This is a genomic window from Achromobacter sp. HZ34, assembly GCF_002209485.1.
GTDB lineage: Bacteria > Pseudomonadota > Gammaproteobacteria > Burkholderiales > Burkholderiaceae_B > Bordetella_C.
On sequence record NZ_NJIX01000002.1, the window covers coordinates 92,337 to 112,062 of the forward strand.

Annotated in this window: 19 protein-coding genes; 10 read left to right on the plus strand and 9 right to left on the minus strand. The window is 65.4% G+C overall.

Annotated elements, in window-relative coordinates; translation table 11 throughout:
* Window positions 1–49: 49 nt before the first annotated feature.
* The 5 genes from CEY05_RS07160 to CEY05_RS07180 all read right to left on the minus strand — a co-directional run bounded on the left by CEY05_RS07160 (window position 50) and on the right by CEY05_RS07180 (window position 3,761).
* The gene (locus tag CEY05_RS07160; RefSeq protein ID WP_088597821.1) at window positions 50–763 is read right to left on the minus strand and encodes an NTP transferase domain-containing protein; all 714 of its coding nucleotides are present in this window, start codon (window positions 761–763) and stop codon (window positions 50–52) included.
* 210 nt (window positions 764–973) lie between these two features.
* Window positions 974–1,222: a hypothetical protein gene (locus CEY05_RS07165; protein WP_088597822.1), complete on the minus strand. Its 249-nt coding sequence runs from the start codon at window positions 1,220–1,222 to the stop codon at window positions 974–976.
* A gap of 343 nt (window positions 1,223–1,565) precedes the next feature.
* On the minus strand, window positions 1,566–2,681 hold the full coding sequence (locus tag CEY05_RS07170; protein WP_088597823.1) for an AGE family epimerase/isomerase: 1,116 nt from the start codon (window positions 2,679–2,681) through the stop codon (window positions 1,566–1,568).
* Between the two features lie 136 nt (window positions 2,682–2,817).
* Window positions 2,818–3,387: an RcnB family protein gene (locus CEY05_RS07175; protein ID WP_233161417.1), complete on the minus strand. Its 570-nt coding sequence runs from the start codon at window positions 3,385–3,387 to the stop codon at window positions 2,818–2,820.
* A 209-nt stretch (window positions 3,388–3,596) separates the two neighbouring features.
* Window positions 3,597–3,761: a hypothetical protein gene (locus CEY05_RS07180; protein WP_369825896.1), complete on the minus strand. Its 165-nt coding sequence runs from the start codon at window positions 3,759–3,761 to the stop codon at window positions 3,597–3,599.
* A 189-nt stretch (window positions 3,762–3,950) separates the two neighbouring features.
* Here CEY05_RS07180 and CEY05_RS07185 point away from each other — a divergent pair, with 189 nt between their 5' ends.
* The 3 genes from CEY05_RS07185 (at window position 3,951) to CEY05_RS07195 (ending at window position 6,676) form a co-directional block, all read left to right on the plus strand.
* Window positions 3,951–4,280 carry a hypothetical protein gene (locus CEY05_RS07185; protein ID WP_088597825.1) on the plus strand — a complete coding sequence of 110 codons (330 nt, stop codon included), beginning with the start codon at window positions 3,951–3,953 and terminating at the stop codon, window positions 4,278–4,280.
* A gap of 259 nt (window positions 4,281–4,539) precedes the next feature.
* Window positions 4,540–5,523: a tripartite tricarboxylate transporter substrate binding protein gene (locus tag CEY05_RS07190; RefSeq protein ID WP_158219267.1), complete on the plus strand. Its 984-nt coding sequence runs from the start codon at window positions 4,540–4,542 to the stop codon at window positions 5,521–5,523.
* 52 nt (window positions 5,524–5,575) lie between these two features.
* Window positions 5,576–6,676 (plus strand): ornithine cyclodeaminase family protein, encoded by a 1,101-nt coding sequence (locus CEY05_RS07195; protein ID WP_088597827.1) that lies wholly within the window; start codon window positions 5,576–5,578, stop codon window positions 6,674–6,676.
* 90 nt (window positions 6,677–6,766) lie between these two features.
* Here CEY05_RS07195 and CEY05_RS07200 read toward each other — a convergent pair whose 3' ends face one another.
* The 3 genes from CEY05_RS07200 to CEY05_RS07210 form a co-directional block, all read right to left on the minus strand.
* Window positions 6,767–6,994, minus strand: a complete 228-nt coding sequence (locus CEY05_RS07200; RefSeq protein ID WP_088597828.1) for a hypothetical protein — start codon at window positions 6,992–6,994, stop codon at window positions 6,767–6,769.
* 393 nt (window positions 6,995–7,387) lie between these two features.
* A complete protein-coding gene (locus tag CEY05_RS07205) occupies window positions 7,388–7,576 on the minus strand; it encodes a glycine zipper 2TM domain-containing protein (protein ID WP_088597829.1) in 189 nt (62 codons plus the stop codon).
* A gap of 92 nt (window positions 7,577–7,668) precedes the next feature.
* Entirely contained in the window at window positions 7,669–8,349 is a 681-nt protein-coding gene (locus CEY05_RS07210) for a GntR family transcriptional regulator (protein WP_088597830.1), read from the minus strand.
* Window positions 8,350–8,597: 248 nt separating this feature from the next.
* Here CEY05_RS07210 and hydA point away from each other — a divergent pair, with 248 nt between their 5' ends.
* The 6 genes from hydA (at window position 8,598) to CEY05_RS07240 (ending at window position 16,975) form a co-directional block, all read left to right on the plus strand.
* Entirely contained in the window at window positions 8,598–10,097 is a 1,500-nt protein-coding gene (hydA, locus tag CEY05_RS07215; RefSeq protein WP_369825928.1) for a dihydropyrimidinase, read from the plus strand.
* Window positions 10,098–10,180: 83 nt separating this feature from the next.
* Window positions 10,181–11,641 (plus strand): amidohydrolase family protein, encoded by a 1,461-nt coding sequence (locus CEY05_RS07220; RefSeq protein ID WP_088598538.1) that lies wholly within the window; start codon window positions 10,181–10,183, stop codon window positions 11,639–11,641.
* 113 nt (window positions 11,642–11,754) lie between these two features.
* Window positions 11,755–13,356, plus strand: a complete 1,602-nt coding sequence (locus CEY05_RS07225; protein WP_088597832.1) for an ABC transporter substrate-binding protein — start codon at window positions 11,755–11,757, stop codon at window positions 13,354–13,356.
* Between the two features lie 6 nt (window positions 13,357–13,362).
* Window positions 13,363–14,304: an ABC transporter permease gene (locus CEY05_RS07230; protein ID WP_088597833.1), complete on the plus strand. Its 942-nt coding sequence runs from the start codon at window positions 13,363–13,365 to the stop codon at window positions 14,302–14,304.
* 36 nt (window positions 14,305–14,340) lie between these two features.
* Complete coding sequence (locus tag CEY05_RS07235) at window positions 14,341–15,240, plus strand: ABC transporter permease (protein ID WP_088597834.1); 900 nt, start codon at window positions 14,341–14,343, stop codon at window positions 15,238–15,240.
* A 37-nt stretch (window positions 15,241–15,277) separates the two neighbouring features.
* On the plus strand, window positions 15,278–16,975 hold the full coding sequence (locus CEY05_RS07240; RefSeq protein ID WP_088597835.1) for an ABC transporter ATP-binding protein: 1,698 nt from the start codon (window positions 15,278–15,280) through the stop codon (window positions 16,973–16,975).
* 97 nt (window positions 16,976–17,072) lie between these two features.
* Here the strand turns inward: CEY05_RS07240 and CEY05_RS30840 are convergent, their stop codons facing one another.
* Window positions 17,073–17,849, minus strand: coding sequence for an IclR family transcriptional regulator (locus CEY05_RS30840; RefSeq protein WP_158219268.1), 777 nt, complete (start codon window positions 17,847–17,849; stop codon window positions 17,073–17,075).
* Window positions 17,850–18,116: 267 nt separating this feature from the next.
* Between CEY05_RS30840 and CEY05_RS07255 the strand changes: the two genes are divergently transcribed.
* Entirely contained in the window at window positions 18,117–19,700 is a 1,584-nt protein-coding gene (locus CEY05_RS07255; RefSeq protein ID WP_158219269.1) for an ABC transporter substrate-binding protein, read from the plus strand.
* Window positions 19,701–19,726: the final 26 nt, after the last annotated feature.

Consider the following 19,726-nt stretch of genomic DNA (forward strand, 5'->3'; position numbering starts at 1 on the left):
TCACATCGGGCTTGGCCTGGATCGGCCGCGGGCGGCATCGCCCGGGGACTTAGCCCAGATCGGCTACGGTATCGACGTCGCGCAGGACGCCTGCGTCATCGCAAGGCAGCATATGTACGCCATGGCGCTGCACCAGGTCGCGCGCGCCTGTGTCGCCATCGAGCCGTGCCAGTTCCGGCAGCAGGTGCCACGCGAAAGCGACCGGGTGGCCACGCCGACCCTCGCATGCAGGCGCCACGATGGGATGCGCCAGACCTGCGGCGCACACCGCCCGCAAGGTATCCGGCGCGATCCACGGCATATCTCCCAATGCCACCAGCACCCCATGCGGAGGCACGGCGCTGCCATCGGCCAACGCCGTGTGCGGAGGCGCGGCGTTGCCAACGGCCAAGGCCTCATGCGAGGGTGCGGCGCCATCGCCATGCCGCGCGAGCAGATGACGAGCGGCGGCGGCCAGGCTGGCGCCCATGCCACGGGCGGCGTCCATCGGCTCGATCAGTTCACAACCAGGCAACTGAACCAACGCCTCACGCAAGGCAGGACGGCTGGGCCGCAGGACGATCAGCACATGCGCTGCCACCTCACGTAAAGCGGTGGCCGCGGCGAGCACGACGGGCTGCCCATCCGGCAGCGGCGCCAACAATTTGTCGGCGTGTTCATCTCCCGCCGAAGCACGAAAACGCGTGCCTGCGCCGCCCGCCAGCAGGATGCCGACATAGACAGGACCGGATGACGAACTTGGCGAAACGGAGTTCAACGACATCGCGCCAGTGTAAGCGGAGCAGGATGGCACTGAAGCAGCGGCGCACTTGTGGCTCCAGCGGTGACGATGCCCGCGGCCACGCCAGCGGTCACAGCCACCGCCGTAGCCGTAGCCACGCCACGCCAGGCCAGGCCAGACCCGGCCAGGCGGATCAGGGTCGAGCGGAGGCGCGGGCCGAAGCCCTGGCTGCGGCCGACCGGCGGCGGCCACTCATTCCGGCATCGGATCCGGGATGCCCTCTTCGTCGACGCTCTTCACCGCGGCCAAGGCGTTGCGGGCGGCGGACATGGCTTCGATGCCGTTGCGAAAGCGCCGAGTCTTGAAAATGCGGAAAGTCAGCGGCTCTTCCTCGCTGCCATCCTTCTTCGTTTCCATGTACGCACAAGCCGGCCCGTCTTCGTTGGGCGGTGTCGAATAGGCGTAAACCGTATAGCCACTTACCAGCCTGGGAGTCGTCATCGCGGAATGTCCTGTCCTGGGGGCCGTCGGACGCGCCATGCGCCCCGGCGTCGCCTGCCGTCAGGCGAGGCGCCACGGCCGTCGCCCAGCTGCCCGTCCAACGGGCGGCAGGTCGTCAGCGCGAGAGGATCGCAGAAAAATCAATACTTCGCAAGAAATACGAACAATGTGAAATATTACTGACATTGCCCAGGCCGCCACCGAATTAGCGCCGCGGGGCGCACCCGCTCTGCTGACGGCCGGCAGCGTTGGACAAACGCACTTCCGGCGCACGCCGTCTGGGACCGGCACCCCACGGGTCGCCGGATCCCCCACGGTATCGGTCGCGGCGCTTCTGCCTGGCTCAGCCGGCCGGCAACGCGTCGTAGCTGGTGGCCAGGTGATACGGCGTTGTCGATGGCATATCCGTGCGCGCCACGATGCCGTCGGCCTGCAGGCATTCGTACCACCCGCGCGGCTGTAGAAACCGCTCGCGCAGCCGCTGCAACTGCCGCTTCAGCAGCGCCGCCACGGCGGGATCGCCATGCACCGCCAACGCCCGCGCATATTCGGTCTGCGCCCAGATCCGCTGGGTGGCGTCGATGACATCACCCTTCAGGTCCAGCGCCGCGCACACGCCGTCGGTCGCCATATCCACGCCGCGCGCCTGGGCGAACGTGAACGCGTGTTCCAGGGCGTCGCCCAGCACGGTATCGCCGAACACATCCGGCGCACTGCGCGCCAGCGCCAGCCATTCGAACTGGTGCCCAGGCTCGATGCGGTTATCCGCTACGCCCACCCGCAACTCCGTGATGCACTGCGTGGGCCCGTGCAGAAAGGCCCCAGCCATGCCACTGACGATCCGCCGCAACGCCGGCGTGAACGCCGCATCGCCCGTCGCCTGGCGCGCGGCCAGGTAAGCCTCGGTCAAATGCATCACGGGATTCTGCTGCACGTCCAGCAACGGCGCGGAAAGATCCGCCTTCAGCTGCGCCCAGTACAGCCCCGCCGGCGCCGAGAAACGCGTCTCCACCTGGCCCGCCGTGGCGCCCAGCAGGTCCAGCGCGCGCCGGTCGCGCGTCACGCCGTAATGCGCCGCACACGCGAAGATCGCGAAAGCATACGTATAGAGATCGTGCGTCGTATCCAGCGGCGCGCCTTGCGCGTCGACGCTATAGACCCACCCCCCTTCCGGATGCACGAAGCGCTGGCGCAAGGCATCGAACAACCGGGCCGCGTGCTCAGTGGCGCCGGCCGTCGTGTGGACATAGAGTTGGCGCGCGCACGCCATCGCGCGGTAGCGCGTCACCGGCAGCACTTGCAGGCGCATGCCATCCACGGCTTCGTAGGGGAGTTGCAGGTCCGCGTTATAGCCCGTCGTGCGCCACAGGGGCAACACGATATCGCGGTAGTGCTGGCGCAGGTCGGCGACCAGGGCCAGGACGGAGGAATCGAAAGAATCGGAAGGGGAAGCGGGCATGAAAACGCGCGGGCGGCGGCGAAAAAAACCACAGCCCGCACGATACCCGATGCGCGCGGCGCGGACCAGCGCAGGAGTACCTGGCCAGAGACCGCTTGGCCTTGCGCCTGCGCGGTTCACGTCGCTGGTGGCGCTATCAGTGTCCGAGGACGACTTGCAGGACCACGCCGGTACCGATGGCGCTCAACACGAAGTCAGGGCCTATACCCATCCACTGATAACCGCGCGGCGGCGCCGACAGGTTATAGCGATGCCAATCCTCGACGATGTACTGGCGGTTGCGATAGTCCGGCGGCAGGCGATCGCCCTTGGCCCAGCGCGGACCGCCAGGGCCGTGCGCGTCGGGACCATACTGCGGCCCATGGCCGTGGTTCTTGTCCGGCCCAGGCTTGCCCGAGTGTCCCGGACCGTCCTGCGGACCGCCGGGACGCCCCGGCCCCTGCGCACCCGGACCGCCGGGACGCCCCGGCCCCCCATTCTGCGGACCGCCAGGACCGCCGGGACGCCCTTGCCCCGGTCCACCCGGGCCACGGTCCTGCTGGGCCAGGGGACCGATCGGCCGTTGCCCATGATCACGGTCATCGGCGTGTGCCGGCGCGCTGATCGCCAGCGAGGCCGCCGTCAGCATTCCGGCCATCAAGGCACCGGTGGCGCGCAGTGCGCGCTGGCGAGCCGGAGAGGCGTTATATAACGGTTTCTTATGCATGTTCAGTTCCTTCCTCATGCGCGGCACACAACAATCGCGTAATCCCTACACGCATGGACCTATGTAGGGTACCGAAATCGGGGCCGGGACAATGCCCGCTCCGCTGCAAAAATACGGAGAATTCGGCACGACATGCGAATGGATGTAACCGGAGAGAAAGCGGCGGGGACTCGCTTCGGAAGAATCGTTCGGGTGACCAGCGTGGTGAATCAGAACTCGCCGGAGCCGTCCATATGCAGGGCCAGACGCCCCTTCTCCGTCACGATAAGCAGGCCGGCGTCATTACGCTTCACGCAACGCAAGGTGGTCAAGGCGTCGACGAATTCAGCGGGAACGGGCTCGTATTCCTTCTCCCCCGCCGAATTGTCTGCCACGACTTGCAACCAATGACCTAGTTCACCTTTTTTGAAATTGTGCAGCGGCATCGATGGACTCCCTAATGCTGGCTAATCTGTTTAGAACACCCGCATTATCGACCACGGTCGCGTTCAAGCCCATTTCCCTCCGTTTTCGGAATCCGGCCGCTCTCCTGCATAATGTGCGCCAAATCGCCTGGAGCCCCCATGTCATTCCGTTTTGCCCTCTTCGCCGTCGCGCTGGCCACCCTGGCCGGCTGCTCGACCACCATGGGCCCCGTCATGGAAACCGGACAACCGGACCAATACACCATCACCAACCGCAACACCGTCCAAAGCGTGTCGTGGGTCGATATCAAGAGCAAGGCCTTGCTGCGCGCCAGCGAGTATTGCCAATCGCTGGGCCGCAAGATGACCAAGCCGGTCATCACGTCCAACCACGCCACCGGCCTGGGCCCGCGTGAAGCCTACGTGACCTTCAACTGCTCGCCCTTCCCGCAGCCCAGCGAGAAGGACGCCGACGGCAAGAGCCAGTAGCCCCCAGCAGCCCGCAGGTAGCCCAGGGCCCGCTCGCGGCCCTCGCCCCCCGTCCGAAAAGCGCCCGACGGGCCTCGGGCCAGTGCAGGCCACGGCCGGCGTCGGCTCGCCCACGGCAATCATCACCAACGCAGTTCCCCGGCAAGCGGGGATGCACCTCATTGCCGCTCCGATATAAATGGTATACCGTAGGATACAAACATAAATGCCGGGCCTGGACAGGCACCGGCTTTCCCTCAAAGGAAATCGGAGACGCTCCATGAAAATGCCCCGCCGCCTGGTTTTGTGCGCCCTCGCCGTGCTGACCCCCATCTGTGTGAGCCACGCGCAGAAGGCGCCCGCCGACAACTATCCCAGCCGGCCGATACGCCTGATCACGCCCTACGAACCGGGCGGCGGCGTGGATATCATGGCGCGGCTGGTGGCGCGCAACCTGACCAGCGAGCTGGGCGTTTCGGTGGTGGTGGAGAACCGGCCCGGCGCCGGCGGCGTGGTGGGAACGCAAGTCCTCACCGTCGCCGCCCCCGATGGCTACACCCTCATTCTCGACTCCCCTTCCCCGCTGGTCGTGGCGCCGTACCTGATGAAGAAACTGAACTATGACCCGCAGAAGGACCTGGCGCCCATCAGCCTGATTGCCGACGTGCCCGCCGTGCTGCTGGTCAAGAACGACTCGCCCATCCACTCCGTCAAGGATCTGCTTACCCTGGCCCGCAAGGAGCCGGGCAAGCTGACGTTCTCGTCTTCCGGGCTTGGCGGCACCGCCCACCTGTCGGCGCAATTGCTCAAAGTGCTGGCCGACGTCGACCTGCTGCACGTGCCCTATAAAGGCACCGCGCCCGCCATCCAGGCCGTGCTCACCGGCGAAGTCACGATGACGTTCGCCGACATGACCGCCGGCCTGCCCTTCGCCAAGAATCATCAGTTGCGCGCGGTTGCCGTGACCACGCCCCAGCGCAACCCGGCGCTGCCCGATGTGCCCACCGTTGCCGAGGCCGTGCCCAACTACGCGTCCAGCGTGTGGTACGGCCTGCTGGCGCCGAAGAACACGCCCCGTCCCATCATCGACAAGCTGAACCAGGCTATCGTCAAGTTCGTGCAGACACCCGACGTCAACAAGATGCTGGTGGAGGAAGGCGCCGAGCCCAAGGGCTCCTCGCCCGAACAGTTCCGCGTCTTCCTGCAGCAGGAAAGCGAGCGCTGGGGCAACGTCATACGCAAGTCCGGCCTGGAGCCGCAATAGGTATTGGGCAACAGGTAGCAGGCATCACGCCGCCCCCACCTCAGGAGAAGTCATGCTGTTGATCAACAATGAAGTCGTCGAGAAAGTGCTGACGATGCGCGAGTGCATCGAAGCGCAGGAACAAGCGTTTGCCGGTCTGCTGACCGGCGCGGCCATCGGCCGTCCGCGCATGGACATGTATGTCCCCTGCGACCGCGACGACGGGTATTACCGCTGGGGCTCGGTCGAGGGCAGCAGCGGTGGCATCCTGGCGGTGCGCCTGAAATCCGACATCCTGGTCTGGCCGCGCGATCATGCCGCGGGCGGCAGCGAGCAGAAATACTGCATGCAGCCAGGCACCTACTGCGGCCTGGTTTTTCTATTCAGCACCGGCAACGGCGAACCCCTGGCCCTGCTCAATGACGGCCATCTGCAGCACATGCGCGTGGGCGGCGCGGCAGGCATCGGCACCCGCCTGCTGTCGCGCGAGGATTCGCGCGAGCTGGGCATCATCGGCTCCGGCGGCATGGCGCAGACCTTCCTGGAAGCGATACTGGCGGTGCGCGACATACGGCGCGTCCGGGTCTACAGCCGCAAGGCGGAGAACCGCGAACGCTTCGCCCGCGAGAACACGCAACGCCACGGCATCGAGGTCATCGCGGTGGACGACCCGCGCGAAGCCGTGCGCGGCGCCGACATCGTCGCCACCTGCACCGACAGCATGACGCCGGTGCTGCAACCGGAGTGGCTGGAACCGGGCATGCACGTGGTGGTACTGACCCCACGCGAAATCGACCCCGCCATCGTGCAGCATTTCGATGTCGTCGTGCAGCAGGGTCGTGAAGATATGCCGATGGCGGAAACCGAACGCTTCCGCAAAGGCATATCGGGCAGCCCGCAGGCTTATGTCGCCGGCAACGCCGAAGAACAGGCGCGTCTGCCCAAACCCAAGAAGGCGCGCCTGCCGACGCAAGACTGGCCGGTCTACACCGACGTCATCTCCGGCAAGGTGCCCGGGCGCGCGCGTGACGACCAGATCACCTTCTACTACACGGTCGGCAACTGGGGCGTGCAATTCTCATCAGTAGGTGGACTGGTCTATCGCAAGGCCAAGGAGCAAGGCCTGGGGCATGATTTGCCGCTGGAATGGTTCATCCAGGATATCCGCAACTGAGGGTCGCAACTGAGGGCCGCCGACCAAGGGCAGCAACTGAGGGCAGCAACCGAGGCCCACCGATATCCCCAACAGGATGATGCGTCCGTCCTAGGCCGAAAAGTTCTGGTCTATCCAGGTGCGGGCCCATTGCTCCGCGCCTTGCCGGGCCATGCCCGGCGTGCCGATGCGCGCGCCGGGATAAGGCGGGAATTCGAAACCGTTGACGGGCTCTCCGCCTTCGAGCAATGAGATGAAGATGCGGGCCTGGTATTGGCCGTTCTGGGCAGGGGCGGCCTCGACCGCGCACTCGATAATGAAGTCTCTGTACTGAATCATGGCATCGCTCCGGTGGTGACGGTGTTGCCGCGAGCTATCGCCGCGCCCGCCGTGCCTCGCCACTATCGCACCGCAAAAGCCTTAAGCCTAGGCGCGGAGAGATTGCAATTGCAAGAACAATTGTCGCGCCGCGCCATGGTCCTGAGCCATCATTGAAGAGCATATTTTGCGCAGGGATGGTATCTATTTCATTAGAAACGGCGCAACTTCTACGCCTTTGGTACCACAACGCAAAACGACCGGATGAATCCGGTCGTTCCTGGGTTGATCATGCTTATGGCCGCCTGGTGCACATCCCGCCGCCCGGTGTCTCCCCCAGGCGCATGACTGAACCGCCGCCCGTGCCGCCGGACTGTCCTACAGCGCATGCCCGATGGCGCGCCGCGCGCGCCATTACTTGCCCATTTCGTGGCCGATCACCCCGCCAAGAACCGCGCCGCCCACCGTACCCGCGGTACTGCCGTTGGTGGCTTCGTGGCCGATGACGCCACCGGCGGCCGCCCCGCCCAGCGTGCAGCCCGACATGAAAGGAATACCCAGGGCCAAAGCCGCAACCGCAACAAACTTGATGACCTGTCGCATTTTTTTCTCCCGCGAAGTTCGGTACGGAAGACCAAGCAAGGGCTGTACCTGAAGAGGTCCACTTCTCCCTGCAACAGCAGGGGTGCGGTGCATCAAAGCCGGAACACCTCTTCCAGGTCCTGCGTGGCATCGAAGGGCTCCAGCTTCACGCTTTCCTCGATATGGTCGAGGTGATGCAGGGTCAAGGCCTCTGCCCGCGCGACATCGCGCGCCTCGATGGCGTCGATGATCAGGATGTGGTCGTCATCACGGCAACTGGTGGCCGTAGGCAGGTTGTACAGGAAGATCACCAGGCAGCTCAGGGTAGACAGCTCGCGCATGATGCGCGCGTACTCGCCGTTGCCGGCCAGCTCGCTCAAGACGATGTGGAATTCGCCAGCCAGGCGGATGATGGCGCGCTTGTCCTTGCGTTCGCGCGCCTCATGTTCCAGGCGCGTGTGCGCCCGTAGCCGGGCCAGCTTTTCCGGGGTCAGGCAATCGATCAGGCGCCGCACCACCGCGGGCTCGATCAGGCGCCGCGCCTCGAACACGTCGATGGCTTTCTCGATGGTCGGTTTGGCCACGTAGGCCCCACGCTGCGGGAACAGCTCGACGATCTGCTCGTGCGCCAGCCGCGCCAGCACCTCGCGCACGCGCGGGCGGCTGACGGCGAAGATTTCGGCCAGGCGCTCTTCCACCAGCTTGGTGCCGGGCTTGAGCCGATTGTCCAGGATGGCGTTGTAGATGTGCTCGTAGACATCCGCGCTGGAGAGTTCCCGCTTTTCGGTTGCCATCGCCTGTAGTTTTGGTTTGACCTGACGTGCCATTCGCTGCAGTGGAAAGGATAAGGATAGGGAAGATAACTGATCGACTACGCACATGCCATCCCGGTCAGCATAATGCCTCAAAAATGTAAACATTTTTAGAGATAAATGTCTTCCATCGGGTTATCACTAATGTTTCCAAGATTATTGCGAGTCCTAGAATGCCCTGGCCGGCAGCACAAGAAACGCAACGCGAATCTGGCGCTGAACCACCGGCCATAAAAAAAGGCGCATCGAAAATGACAGCAAGGGGTTTCGATCGGGTTTTCGATCTGGTCATCCGCAATGCATTGGTGACGACGGCCAGCGACACATATGCCGCCGACATCGGCATCACCGATGGCCGCATCGTGCAACTGGGCCGGCAGCTGGGCCAGGGGCTGCGCGAGATCGACGCGGCCGGCCGCAGGGTCACGCCTGGGGGCGTCGACGCGCATTGCCACCTGGACCAGCCGATGGCGCCGCCCGTGCGGCTGGCCGACGATTTTTTCACCGGCACGCGCTCGGCCGCCTGCGGCGGCACGACCACCGTCATCCCCTTCGCGGCGCAGAAGAAAGGCGGCACCTTGCGGGCCGCGCTGGACGACTATCACCAGCGCGCCACGGGCCGCGCCTGCGTCGACTACGCCTTCCACCTGATCATCACCGACCCTGCTCCCGCCGTCCTGCGCGATGAACTGCCGGGGCTGATCGAACAGGGCTACACCTCGTACAAGCTGTACATGACGTACGACCGCCTGAAACTGGACGACGGCCAGATCCTGGATGTGCTGGACGTGGCGCGGCGCCATGGCGGCATGCCCATGATCCATGCGGAGAATTCCGACTGCATCACGTGGCTGACGCAGAAGCTGGAGGCCGCGGGCAAAGTGGCGCCGCGCTTCCATGCGCTGTCACGGCCGACGCTGGTCGAACGCGAAGGCGCGCATCGTGCCATCGCGCTGTCCGAACTGCTGGACGTGCCGGTGTTGCTGGTGCATATCTCCGGCGCCGAGGCGGTGGAGCAGATCCGCGCGGCGCGCGTGCGCGGCCTGAACATCTATGCCGAAACCTGCCCGCAGTACCTGTTGCTGACCGCCGCCGACCTGGGCCTGGACGACAGCTACGAAGGCGCCCGCTGCGTGTGCAGCCCGCCGCCGCGCGATACGGCCAGCCAGCACGCCATCTGGCAGGGCCTGGCCGATGGCCTGTTCACCCTGGTTTCCTCCGATCATTCGCCCTTCAACCTGGAAGGGCCCGATGGCAAGACGCCAGGTGGGCAGGAAGTCGCCTTCCGCCACATTCCCAACGGCATCCCCGGCATCGAGACCCGCATGCCGCTGCTCTATTCCGAAGGCGTGCTGGGCGGCCGCATCAGCGCCAACAGATTCGTCGAGCTGACCGCCACCGCGCCGGCCCGCACATATGGCCTGTATCCGCGCAAGGGCACCATCGCCATCGGCAGTGACGCCGATCTCGTCATCTGGGACGAACGTGAATTCACCCTCGGCAACGAACACCTGCACCATGCCGTCGACTACACGCCCTACGCTGGACGCACACTGCGCGCGTGGCCGGCGCTGACGCTGCTGCGCGGCGTCACGGTCTGGGATGGCCGCGACTTCACCGGGGCGGCGGGTGCCGGTGCCTTCCTGCCGCGCGGCCTGCCTTCGATTCCCGCCATCGGCCTGCGCACGCCCGAACGCGCGTCCTGGCTGCGCGACGTACTCCCCACCTGATTACCGTGGCGCGGCGACCACTGCCGCGCCAGGCCCGCCTTTGCATTTCCGCCTTCGACCTGGACTACACCAAGGACGCCGCTGTGAATCACAACGCAGAAAAAACCACCCTCATCAAGAACGCCCACACCGTTGTCGCCTGGGACGAGGCGCGCCAGACCCATGTGTATCGCCACCAGGCCGATGTCGCCTTCGCCGGCGGCCAGGTCACGCACGTCGGCCCGGGCTACGTACCCGCGCCGGGCGCGGACTGCACCGTGGTCGATGGGTCGGGCATGATGGTCATGCCGGGCCTGGTCGACATCCACAGCCACCTGGTGCATGAGCCCATCAACAAGGGCTATACCGACGAGACCGGCTCGGCGGGCCTGTACAACTCCAATCTCTACGAGTACATGCCCACCATGTCGGGCGATGCCGAAGCCGCGCCCGCGCAACTGACGCTGGCCGCCGCCGAACTGTTGATGTCCGGCGTCACCACCGTGGTCGACATGTCCATCATCCACGAGCACTGGCTGGACGTGCTGGCACGCAGCGGCCTGCGCGCCTACGTGGCGCCCATGTTCCGCTCCGCACGCTGGTACACGCGCAATGGGCACGTGGTCGAGTACGACTGGAATGAAAAAGCCGGCATCGAAGGCATGGAGCGCGCGCTCAAGCTGATCGATCTGGCCGAAGCGCATGAATGCGGCCGCCTGCGTGGCATGGTGGTCCCCGCGCAGATCGACACCTGCACCCCGGACCTGCTGCGCGACAGCCATGCCGAGGCGCGTCGCCGCAAGATAGGCTGGCAGACCCATGCGGCCCAGTCCCTGCCCGAATTCCACGAGATCACGCGGCGCCACGGCCTGACGCCCGTGCAATGGCTGCAGGACCTGGGCGTGCTGGACCAGGACAGCATCGTCGGCCACGGCATCTTCGTCGACGACCATCCCAACACGCATTGGAGCACCGCCACCGACCTGGCCATCCTGGCCGAGACCGGCGCCAGCGTGGCCCACTGCCCCACCGTCTTCATGCGCCGCGGCATGGCCTTGCGCGATTTCGGCCGCTATCGCCGCGCCGGCATCAACCTGGGCATAGGCACGGATACCTACCCCCATAACATGATCGAGGAAATGCGCCACGTCGGCTATCTGGCCCGCCTGATGGCACAGTCGCCGCGCACGGTCACCACGGGCCAGGTCTTCCACGCCGCCACCGCCGGCGGCGCCAAGGCGCTGGGCCGCACGGACATCGGCCGCATCGCCGTGGGCGCGCGCGCCGACCTGGTGCTGGTGGACATGACGCATCACCTGATGCAGCCCGCCCGTGATCCCATCCGCAGCCTGGTCTACGCCGCCGCCGACCGCGCCGTGCACACGGTCTACATCGACGGCCAGCGCGTGGTGCATGAGGGCGAGGTGCATTCGCTGGATTACCGCGACGCCGCCATGAAGGTCAACGAAGCCCAGCAACGCGCGCTCAAGCTGGTGTCGGAGCGCGACCTCGTGGCCGGCCGCTCGGCGGAACAGATGTCGCCACTGTCCTTCGACACGATCTGACTTTCCGTTTCCGATACAAGCTTCAAACGAGCACTGCAGGCATACCTTAGACAAACACCACAGGCCGCGTCGCCGCATTCTGGTTGCCGGCCTGGCACAAGGGGAATTTCAAGATGGCTACCAACGATATGACCACCACCGGCAAGCGCAACTGGCTGGCCCAGGCCTGCGGCGCCACCCTGCTGTCCGCCTTCTGCGCGTCGGCCGCCTGGTCGCAGACGCTGACGGCGGTGATGGCCAGCAAGGTGACGGTACTGGATCCGGTGCTGACCGCGTCGCATCAGACGCGCAATCACGCATACATGATCTACGACACCCTGCTGGCGACCGACGCCGACAATCACGTGCGCCCGCAGATGGCGGACAAGTGGGAGATCTCGGCGGACGGCAAGACCTACACCTTCACGCTGCGCGACGGCCTGAAGTGGCATGACGGCACGCCCGTCAAGGCCGAGGACTGCGTGGCGTCGATCCAGCGCTGGGCCCAGCAGGACAAGATGGCCCGCCAGTTCATGCCGCTGGTGGCGTCCATGAACGTGGTCGACGACAAGACCTTCACTGTAGTCCTGAAAGAGCCCGTGGACATCCTGCCGGCCCTGGCCAAGCCCAGCGGCCTGCCCGCTTTCATGATGCCCAAGCGCGTGGCGCAAACACCCGCCACCCAGGCCATCACGGACTACACCGGATCCGGCCCCTTCAAGTTCGTCCAGGCCGAATACAAGCCCGGCGTGAAGGCGGTCTACGCCAAGAACACCGACTACGTGCCCCGCAACGAGCCGCCCAGCGGCACCGCCGGCGGCAAGGTGGTGAAGGTCGATCGCGTCGAATGGGTCAACATGCCCGACGCCATGACCGCCATCAACGCCCTGCAGAACGGCGAAGTCGACTATATGGAGACGGTGCCCTACGACCTGACGCCCATGGTCGAAGGCAACAAGGACCTGACCCTGCGCGTGCTGGACAAGATGGGTTACCAGCCCATGTATCGTTTCAACCAGCTGCAGAAGCCCTTCAACGACAAGCTGATCCGCCAGGCGGCCATGTACGCCATCGGCCAGGAAGACATCCTGAAGGCCCAGGTTGGCAATCCCGCCTACTACAAGGTCTGCGGCGCCGTGTTCGGCTGCGGCATGCCCTTTGCCAGCGAAATCCGCGCCGACATGATCGTGCCGTCGAACATCGCCAAGGCCAAGGAACTGCTCAAGCAGGCCAAGTACGACAACTCGCCCGTGGTCATCCTGCAAGCCACGGACATCGCCATGGCGTCGGCGATTCCCGTCGTGATGGCGCAGCAGCTGCGCCAGGCCGGCTTCAATGTGTCGCTGCAGGCGATGGACTTCATGACCATGCTGTCGCGCCGCGCCAACCGCGATACCACCGAGAAAGGCGGCTGGAGCATCTTCATGACCACCTGGCATATGAGCGAGATCGCCGATCCCCTGCGCAACTACGGCGTCTCCGCCAACGGTGACCAGGCCTGGTTCGGCTGGCCCACCGTGCCGGCCGTGGAAGAGATGCGCGGCAAGTTCCTGACGGCGCAGACCGATGCGCAGCGCAAGGAAATCGCCGACAAGCTGCAGGACGTCATGCTGGATGAAGGCGTGGTCGTGCCCCTGGGCCAGATCAATGCCGTGGCGGCCTATCGCAACACCCTCAAGGGTGTGCTGGAAGCGCCGGCGCCGGTGTTCTGGAACATCTCGAAGACCGGGAAGTAAGCAAGCATGCTGAGCTACATACTCAGGCGCATCCTGGCCACCATTCCGGTGGTCCTGACGGTGGCGGTGCTGGTGTTCGGCTTGTTGCGGCTGACGCCGGGCGACCCGGCGCTGATCCTGGCCGGCGACTCGGCCACGCCCGAGCAACTGCAGCAGATCCGCGCCCACATGGGCCTGGACCGGCCCATCACCACGCAATTCGCGTTGTGGGCCGGCCAGGTTCTACGTGGCGACCTGGGCGTGTCGCTGCATTCCGGCACGGCGGTCACCTCGATGATCAGCGACCGCCTGGCGCCTTCGCTGGCCCTGGCGTTGAGCACCATCGTGGTATCCACCCTGATTGCCGTGCCCTTGGGCGCTTTCGCGGCATGGCGGCGCGGCAGCCGCGTGGACCGCGCCATCATGGCGTTTTCCGTGCTCGGTTTTTCCGTGCCCATCTTCGTCACCGGCTACGCCCTGATCCTGCTGTTCGCCATGAAGCTGGGCTGGCTGCCGGTGCAGGGCTACAAGTCCATGCAGGACGGCCTGGGATTGTTCACCCAGCACCTGGTCCTGCCCACGCTGGCACTGAGCACCGGTTTCATCGCGCTGATCGCGCGCATCGCCCGCAGCAGCATCCTGGAAGTGATGGGCGAGGACTACATCCGCACCGCGCGCGCCAAGGGCATCACGGAGCGCGCGGTGTTGCTGGCGCATGCGCTGCGCAATGCGGCGGTGCCCATCATCACCATCATCGGCATCAGCATCGCCTTGCTGATCAGCGGCGTGGTGGTCACCGAATCGGTATTCAACCTGCCCGGCCTGGGGCGCCTGGTGGTGGAGTCGGTGCAGGCGCGCGACTATCCCTTGATCCAGGGGCTGATCCTGCTGTTCTCGATGGTCTACATCGTCGTCAACCTGACCATCGACGTGCTGTATTCGGTCTTCGACCCCCGCATCCGCTATTGAATCCGTGCTTGACGCCGCTCGTACAGGGAATCCCTCATGACACCAGCCACCTCCGCGACACCGCCCGCCCCGGCGCCAGCCGGACCGCCACGGCCGCCCCGCCCCTTCGCGGCCCTGCGCGCCAACCTCGGCTCCGGCCCGGTCCTGGCCGCCTGCGCCATCCTGGCGATCATCATCCTGGCGGCACTCAGCGCCAACCTGCTGGGGCTGGCCGATCCGCTGGCCATCAGCCCCATGGAACGCCTCAAGCCCTTCAGCGCCGCGCACTGGTTCGGCACCGATGCCTACGGCCGGGACGTGCTGTCGCGCGTCATCCACGGGGCCCGCAATTCCCTGCTGATCGGCGCCGGCACCACGGTTGCCGCGCTGGTGCCCGGCCTGCTGCTGGGCGTCATCGCCGGCTACTTTCGTGCCGCCGACATGGTGATCATGCGCATCCTGGACGGCATCATGTCGATTCCCAGCATCCTGCTGGCGATCGCCTTCGTCGCCGTCACGGGCGCCAGCATCACCACGGTGCTGATCGCCATCGCCGTGCCGGAGTTTCCCCGCGTGGTGCGGCTGGTGCGTGGCCTGATCCTGACGTTGCGCGAAGAGCCCTATGTCGAGGCGGCCATCTCGCTGGGCACGCCCACGCCGCTGCTGATGCTGCGCCACCTGGTGCCCAATACGATTGCGCCGCTGATCGTGCAAGGCACGTTCATCTTCGCATCGGCCATCCTGTCCGAGGCCGTCATGAGCTTCCTGGGCGTCGGCATGCCGCCGGAGATTCCGTCCTGGGGCAACATCATCGCCGAGGGCCGCATGTATTTCCAGCTCAAGCCCGAGCTGATCCTGTTGCCCGGGGTATTCCTGGCCCTGACGGTGTTGTCGGTCAATCTGCTGGGCGATGCCATGCGCGATGCGCTGGATCCCAAGATGGCGAAACGGGTTTGAAGCATCTTTCATTTCACTTCTCTTCGAGATCAGGCCTATGACCTCCTCTCCCGCGTCTTCCGCCGCCGGCGCGCCGGTCCTGCAGATCCAGGGCCTGGCCGTGCGCCTGGTCGACGGACCGGACGACAGCACAGGCAGCAATGCGGACAGCAATGCGGCAGGCGCTGGCCCGCGCCGCGTCGTGCAGGACATCAGCTTCGACATCCACGCCGGTGAAACGCTGTGCGTGGTGGGCGAATCCGGTTCCGGCAAGTCCGTCACTTCCTTTGCCGTGATGGGCCTGCTGGCGCCCGATGCGCTGCGACCTTGCGCCGGCCGCATCCTGCTCGACGGCGAGGACATCCTCACCTGCTCGCCCGAACGCCTGCGCGAACTGCGCGCCACCCGCATGTCCATGGTGTTCCAGGAACCCATGACAGCGCTCAACCCCGTGCGCACCGTAGGCTGGCAGATCGATGAAGTGCTGCGCGCGCACAGCAGGCTCAGCGCCGCCGAACGCAAGAAGAAGATCCTCGACATGCTGCAGGCCGTGCGCCTGCCGGATATCGAGCGCATCTATGCGTCCTATCCGCATCAATTGTCGGGCGGGCAGCGCCAGCGCATCGTCATCTGCATGGCCTTGATCCTCAACCCCAAGCTGCTGATCGCCGACGAGCCGACCACGGCGCTGGACGTCACCACGCAGAAGCAGATCCTGACCTTGATCCGCGACCTGCAGAAGAGCCACGACACCGCGGTGTTGTTCATCACCCATGATTTCGGCGTGGTGGCCGACATCGCCGACCGCATCGCCGTGATGAACCGCGGCCGCATCGTCGAAGTGGGCACGCGCGAGCAGATCCTGGCGCAGCCGCGCGAGGCCTATACGCGCATGCTGGTTTCCTCGGTGCCCAGCCTGGCGCCCGCCACGCGCGTGGCGGCTGACGGCGTGCCGCTGCTGACCGTGCGCGGCCTGAACAAGACCTATACGGAACGTGGCCTGTTCAAGGCACGCCGCAGCGTGAACGCCGTCAACGACGTCAGCTTCACGCTGCACAAGAAAGAGATCCTTGGCATCGTCGGTGAGTCGGGTTCGGGCAAGTCCACCGTGGCGCGTTGCATCGCGCGCCTGATCGATCCCAGTTCCGGCAGTGTGCGCATCGGTGAGCAGGAGATCGCCACGGCGTCGCGGCGTGAGTTCCGGCCCTTGCGCCAGCGCATCCAGGTGGTGTTCCAGGACCCCTACCGGTCCTTGAATGCACGAATGCGGGTGGGCGACTCCATTACCGAAGGCTTGCGCAATTTCGGCAAGGGCCGGCAGGAAGCACGCCAGCGGGCCACCGAGCTGTTGGAGCTGGTCGGGTTGAGCGGCGAAGCCATGGCACGTTATCCGCATCAATTCTCGGGCGGCCAACGCCAGCGCATCTGCATCGCGCGGGCACTGGCGTTGTCGCCCGACATCCTGATCGCCGACGAAGCCGTGTCGGCCCTGGACGTGTCGGTGCAGGCGCAGGTGCTGGATCTGATCGAATCGATCCGCGAGCAGACCGGCACCGCGGTGCTGTTCATCACCCATGATCTGCGCGTCGCCGCGCAGATCTGCAACACCATCGTGGTGATGAAATCCGGCAAGATCGTCGAAGCCGCGTCCGCCCATGAAGTGTTGAGCCAGCCGCGCGATGCCTACACCCGCCAGTTGATCGACGCCGCGCCTGGCAGGCACTGGGATTTCCAGAACTTCCGGCCGGCCGCGTAGACGTCGGGCCGCGGGGGTGATTCGCCGCCCCCGCCGCGCGTGACCTTGTCGTGCGGGGCCCTGGCCCTGTTACTGGGTCAGCCCGGATCAGCCCGGTTCAGCCCGGTTCGCAGCCCAGCTTGGCGGACAGGCGGGCGGACGCTTCCAGCAACAGCTCTATCCCCTGGCGGATCTTTTCTTCGCTCATGCGTATCGCCGGGGCGGAAATGTTCAATGCCGCCACCAGCTTCCTGCCTTTGGCGTACACCGGCACCGACATGCTCACCAGATGCTCGGAGACTTCGCCCCGGCTGACGACATAGCCCTTGCCGCGCGCTTCGTCCAATGCCTTGCGCAGCGAATCGCGGGCCACCGGCATATCGTTCGCCGCATAAAGACGGTCCAGCGCACTTTCGATTTCCTCCGGACCATCGAAGGCCAGCAGCGCTTTGTTCGACCCCAGGCCCAGGCGCCGGCGGCGGCCCAGCTGGACATGCACGCGCAGGTCGCGGTTGGGTTCCCAGCGGGCTATGCAGACTGACTCTATCCCTTCCCTGATGCGTAGCTGCGTGCTTTCCTGCACCGCCTCGCCGACGCGGGCCAGTTCCACCGTCGCCAGCTTGGCCAGGTCGATCTGATCGGTGGCGGCACTGCCCACCAGCAGCGCCGCGTGGCCCAGCCTGAAGCGCTGATCGTCGGTGCGCTTGACCAGTCCGCACTCTTCCAGCGTACGCAGCAAACGATACGCACGCGCCTTCCCCAAGCCATTCTTGCGGGCCAGTTCGGTAACGCCGAGATCGGGCTGGCCGCAGACGGAAAAAAGCAGATCCATCGCGGTTCGTACGGATTCGATCGTGTAGCCGGAACGGTTTGAAGACGAGTCGGACAAGGACATGGGTGCTATCGGGTGAGGGTTACAGGCGTGGTGGGCGGGGTGGGCTTGCCGGGCTGGGCAGGCCGAATGGACTGAATCGAGCCAGTGGCTGCATGGCTGCATTGTACGCACATCGCCTTTTCTTGTATCGGTTAGCGATACAGGGTATCTCCTGAGTTGCCACCGTCTGGTCCGGCGCGCACCATGACGGCGTCGCTCCCGGCCTGGCTGCCATGCATGGCGCAGGGTCCGGCCGCTCCGATTCAACTCTTGGAAGAGAAAAAACGCATGCGTTCTCCCAGTCGTCGCCGCTTCCTGGCCAACACCACGGCCCTCGCCGCTGCCGGATCGTTCAGCCCCCTGGTCCTGGCCCAGGAAAAGCCCTTGACCATCGGCATGGCCGCGCCCCCAACGACGCTGGACCCGCATCTGCAAAGCAGCGCGCCGAACAACGCGGTAGCCATGCACATCTACGATGCACTGGTGACCAATGACGCGAAATCGCAGTCCAAGCCGGGGCTGGCGTCCTCGTGGCGCCTGATCGACGACACCACCTGGGAATTCACGCTCAACCCCAAGGCGGCGTTCTCCGATGGATCGCCGTTGACCGGCGAGGACGTCATCGCGTCCATCAAGCGCGTCGGCGTGCTGACCAGCGTCGCGCCCTTCACCACCTACACGCGTTCCATCGCGGACATGTCGGTGCCCGGTCCCGGCAAGCTGATCATCAAGACCCACCAGCCCGACCCGCTGCTGCTGAATTCCCTGAGCCGCGTGCGCATCATCAGCCAGAAGTACGCGCAGTCGCCCAGCGCCGACTTCAATTCCGGCAAGGCGGCCATTGGCACCGGCCCCTACCTGCTGAAGGAATACGTGCCCGAAAGCCGCGTGGTCCTGGTGCGCAACCCCCACTACTGGGGGCCGAAGCCGCAGTTCGAGAATGTCGTGTTGCGCATCGTCACCGATCCCGGCGCGCGGCTCGCGGCCCTGCTCGGCGGCGATTGCGACCTGATCGAGACGGTGCCCTCCGAAGGCATCACGCGCGTCCAGCAAAGCGGCAACAAGCACATCATTCGTGGCGTGTCGTCCCGCATGGTCTACATGACCATGGACGAGGGCCGCGACGTCACGCCGTTTGCCACCGACAAGAGCGGCAAGCCGCTGCCGAAGAACCCGTTCAAGGACGAACGCGTACGCCTGGCCTTCGCCAAGGCGATCAATCGCGACCTCATCATCAGCCGGGTCATGCAAGGCAATGCCGTGGCGGCCGACCAGTACGTGCAGCCCGGCACGTTCGGCGCGTTCACCAAGATCAAACCGGTCGCCTACGACCCCAAGGGCGCCAAGGCCCTGCTGGCCCAGGCCGGCTATCCGGATGGCTTCAAGCTGACCATCCACAGCTCCAACAACCGCTACATCAACGACGCCGCCATCGCTCAGGCGGTCGCCCAGTTCCTGACGCGCATCGGCATCGAGACCACCGTCGACGTCATGCCGTGGTCGGTCTATGCCCCGCACATCAGCAAGGGCGAGTACAGCTTCATGCTGGGTTCGTGGGGCACCAACACGGGCGAGACCTCCAATCCCCTGCTGGGCACCGCCGTGTCCTTCGACCCCAAGGCAGGCACCGGCGCCAGCAACTACGGACGCTATTCGAATCCGGACCTGGACAAGCTGGTCCTCGAAGCCAAGTCCACGATGGACGACAAGAAGCGGGAAGCGTTGCTGGCGCAGGCCTGCGAGATCGTCTTCGACAACCACGTAATGCTGCCGCTGCACAACGAAGTACTGGTACTGGCCGCGCGCAAGGGCATCAACTACGAAACCCGCGTCGACCAGTACACGCTGGCCATGGGCATCACCAAATCTTGATATCCGGCAAGACCAGGCAACTCGCA

Excerpts from the sequence above, each read along its gene's own strand:
- CEY05_RS07185 (WP_088597825.1), top strand. The coding sequence starts at position 3,951 with ATGTCATTCCGTTTTGCCCTCTTCGCCGTCGCGCTGGCCACCCTGGCC.
- CEY05_RS07165 (WP_088597822.1), bottom strand. The coding sequence starts at position 1,222 with ATGACGACTCCCAGGCTGGTAAGTGGCTATACGGTTTACGCCTATTCG.
- CEY05_RS07195 (WP_088597827.1), top strand. The coding sequence starts at position 5,576 with ATGCTGTTGATCAACAATGAAGTCGTCGAGAAAGTGCTGACGATGCGC.
- CEY05_RS07205 (WP_088597829.1), bottom strand. The coding sequence starts at position 7,576 with ATGCGACAGGTCATCAAGTTTGTTGCGGTTGCGGCTTTGGCCCTGGGT.
- CEY05_RS07170 (WP_088597823.1), bottom strand. The coding sequence starts at position 2,681 with ATGCCCGCTTCCCCTTCCGATTCTTTCGATTCCTCCGTCCTGGCCCTG.
- CEY05_RS07225 (WP_088597832.1), top strand. The coding sequence starts at position 11,755 with ATGGCTACCAACGATATGACCACCACCGGCAAGCGCAACTGGCTGGCC.
- CEY05_RS07200 (WP_088597828.1), bottom strand. The coding sequence starts at position 6,994 with ATGATTCAGTACAGAGACTTCATTATCGAGTGCGCGGTCGAGGCCGCC.
- CEY05_RS07255 (WP_158219269.1), top strand. The coding sequence starts at position 18,117 with ATGCGTTCTCCCAGTCGTCGCCGCTTCCTGGCCAACACCACGGCCCTC.
- CEY05_RS07160 (WP_088597821.1), bottom strand. The coding sequence starts at position 763 with ATGTCGTTGAACTCCGTTTCGCCAAGTTCGTCATCCGGTCCTGTCTAT.
- CEY05_RS07230 (WP_088597833.1), top strand. The coding sequence starts at position 13,363 with ATGCTGAGCTACATACTCAGGCGCATCCTGGCCACCATTCCGGTGGTC.
- CEY05_RS07210 (WP_088597830.1), bottom strand. The coding sequence starts at position 8,349 with ATGGCAACCGAAAAGCGGGAACTCTCCAGCGCGGATGTCTACGAGCAC.
- CEY05_RS30840 (WP_158219268.1), bottom strand. The coding sequence starts at position 17,849 with ATGTCCTTGTCCGACTCGTCTTCAAACCGTTCCGGCTACACGATCGAA.
- CEY05_RS07235 (WP_088597834.1), top strand. The coding sequence starts at position 14,341 with ATGACACCAGCCACCTCCGCGACACCGCCCGCCCCGGCGCCAGCCGGA.
- CEY05_RS07240 (WP_088597835.1), top strand. The coding sequence starts at position 15,278 with ATGACCTCCTCTCCCGCGTCTTCCGCCGCCGGCGCGCCGGTCCTGCAG.
- CEY05_RS07190 (WP_158219267.1), top strand. The coding sequence starts at position 4,540 with ATGAAAATGCCCCGCCGCCTGGTTTTGTGCGCCCTCGCCGTGCTGACC.
- CEY05_RS07175 (WP_233161417.1), bottom strand. The coding sequence starts at position 3,387 with ATGCATAAGAAACCGTTATATAACGCCTCTCCGGCTCGCCAGCGCGCA.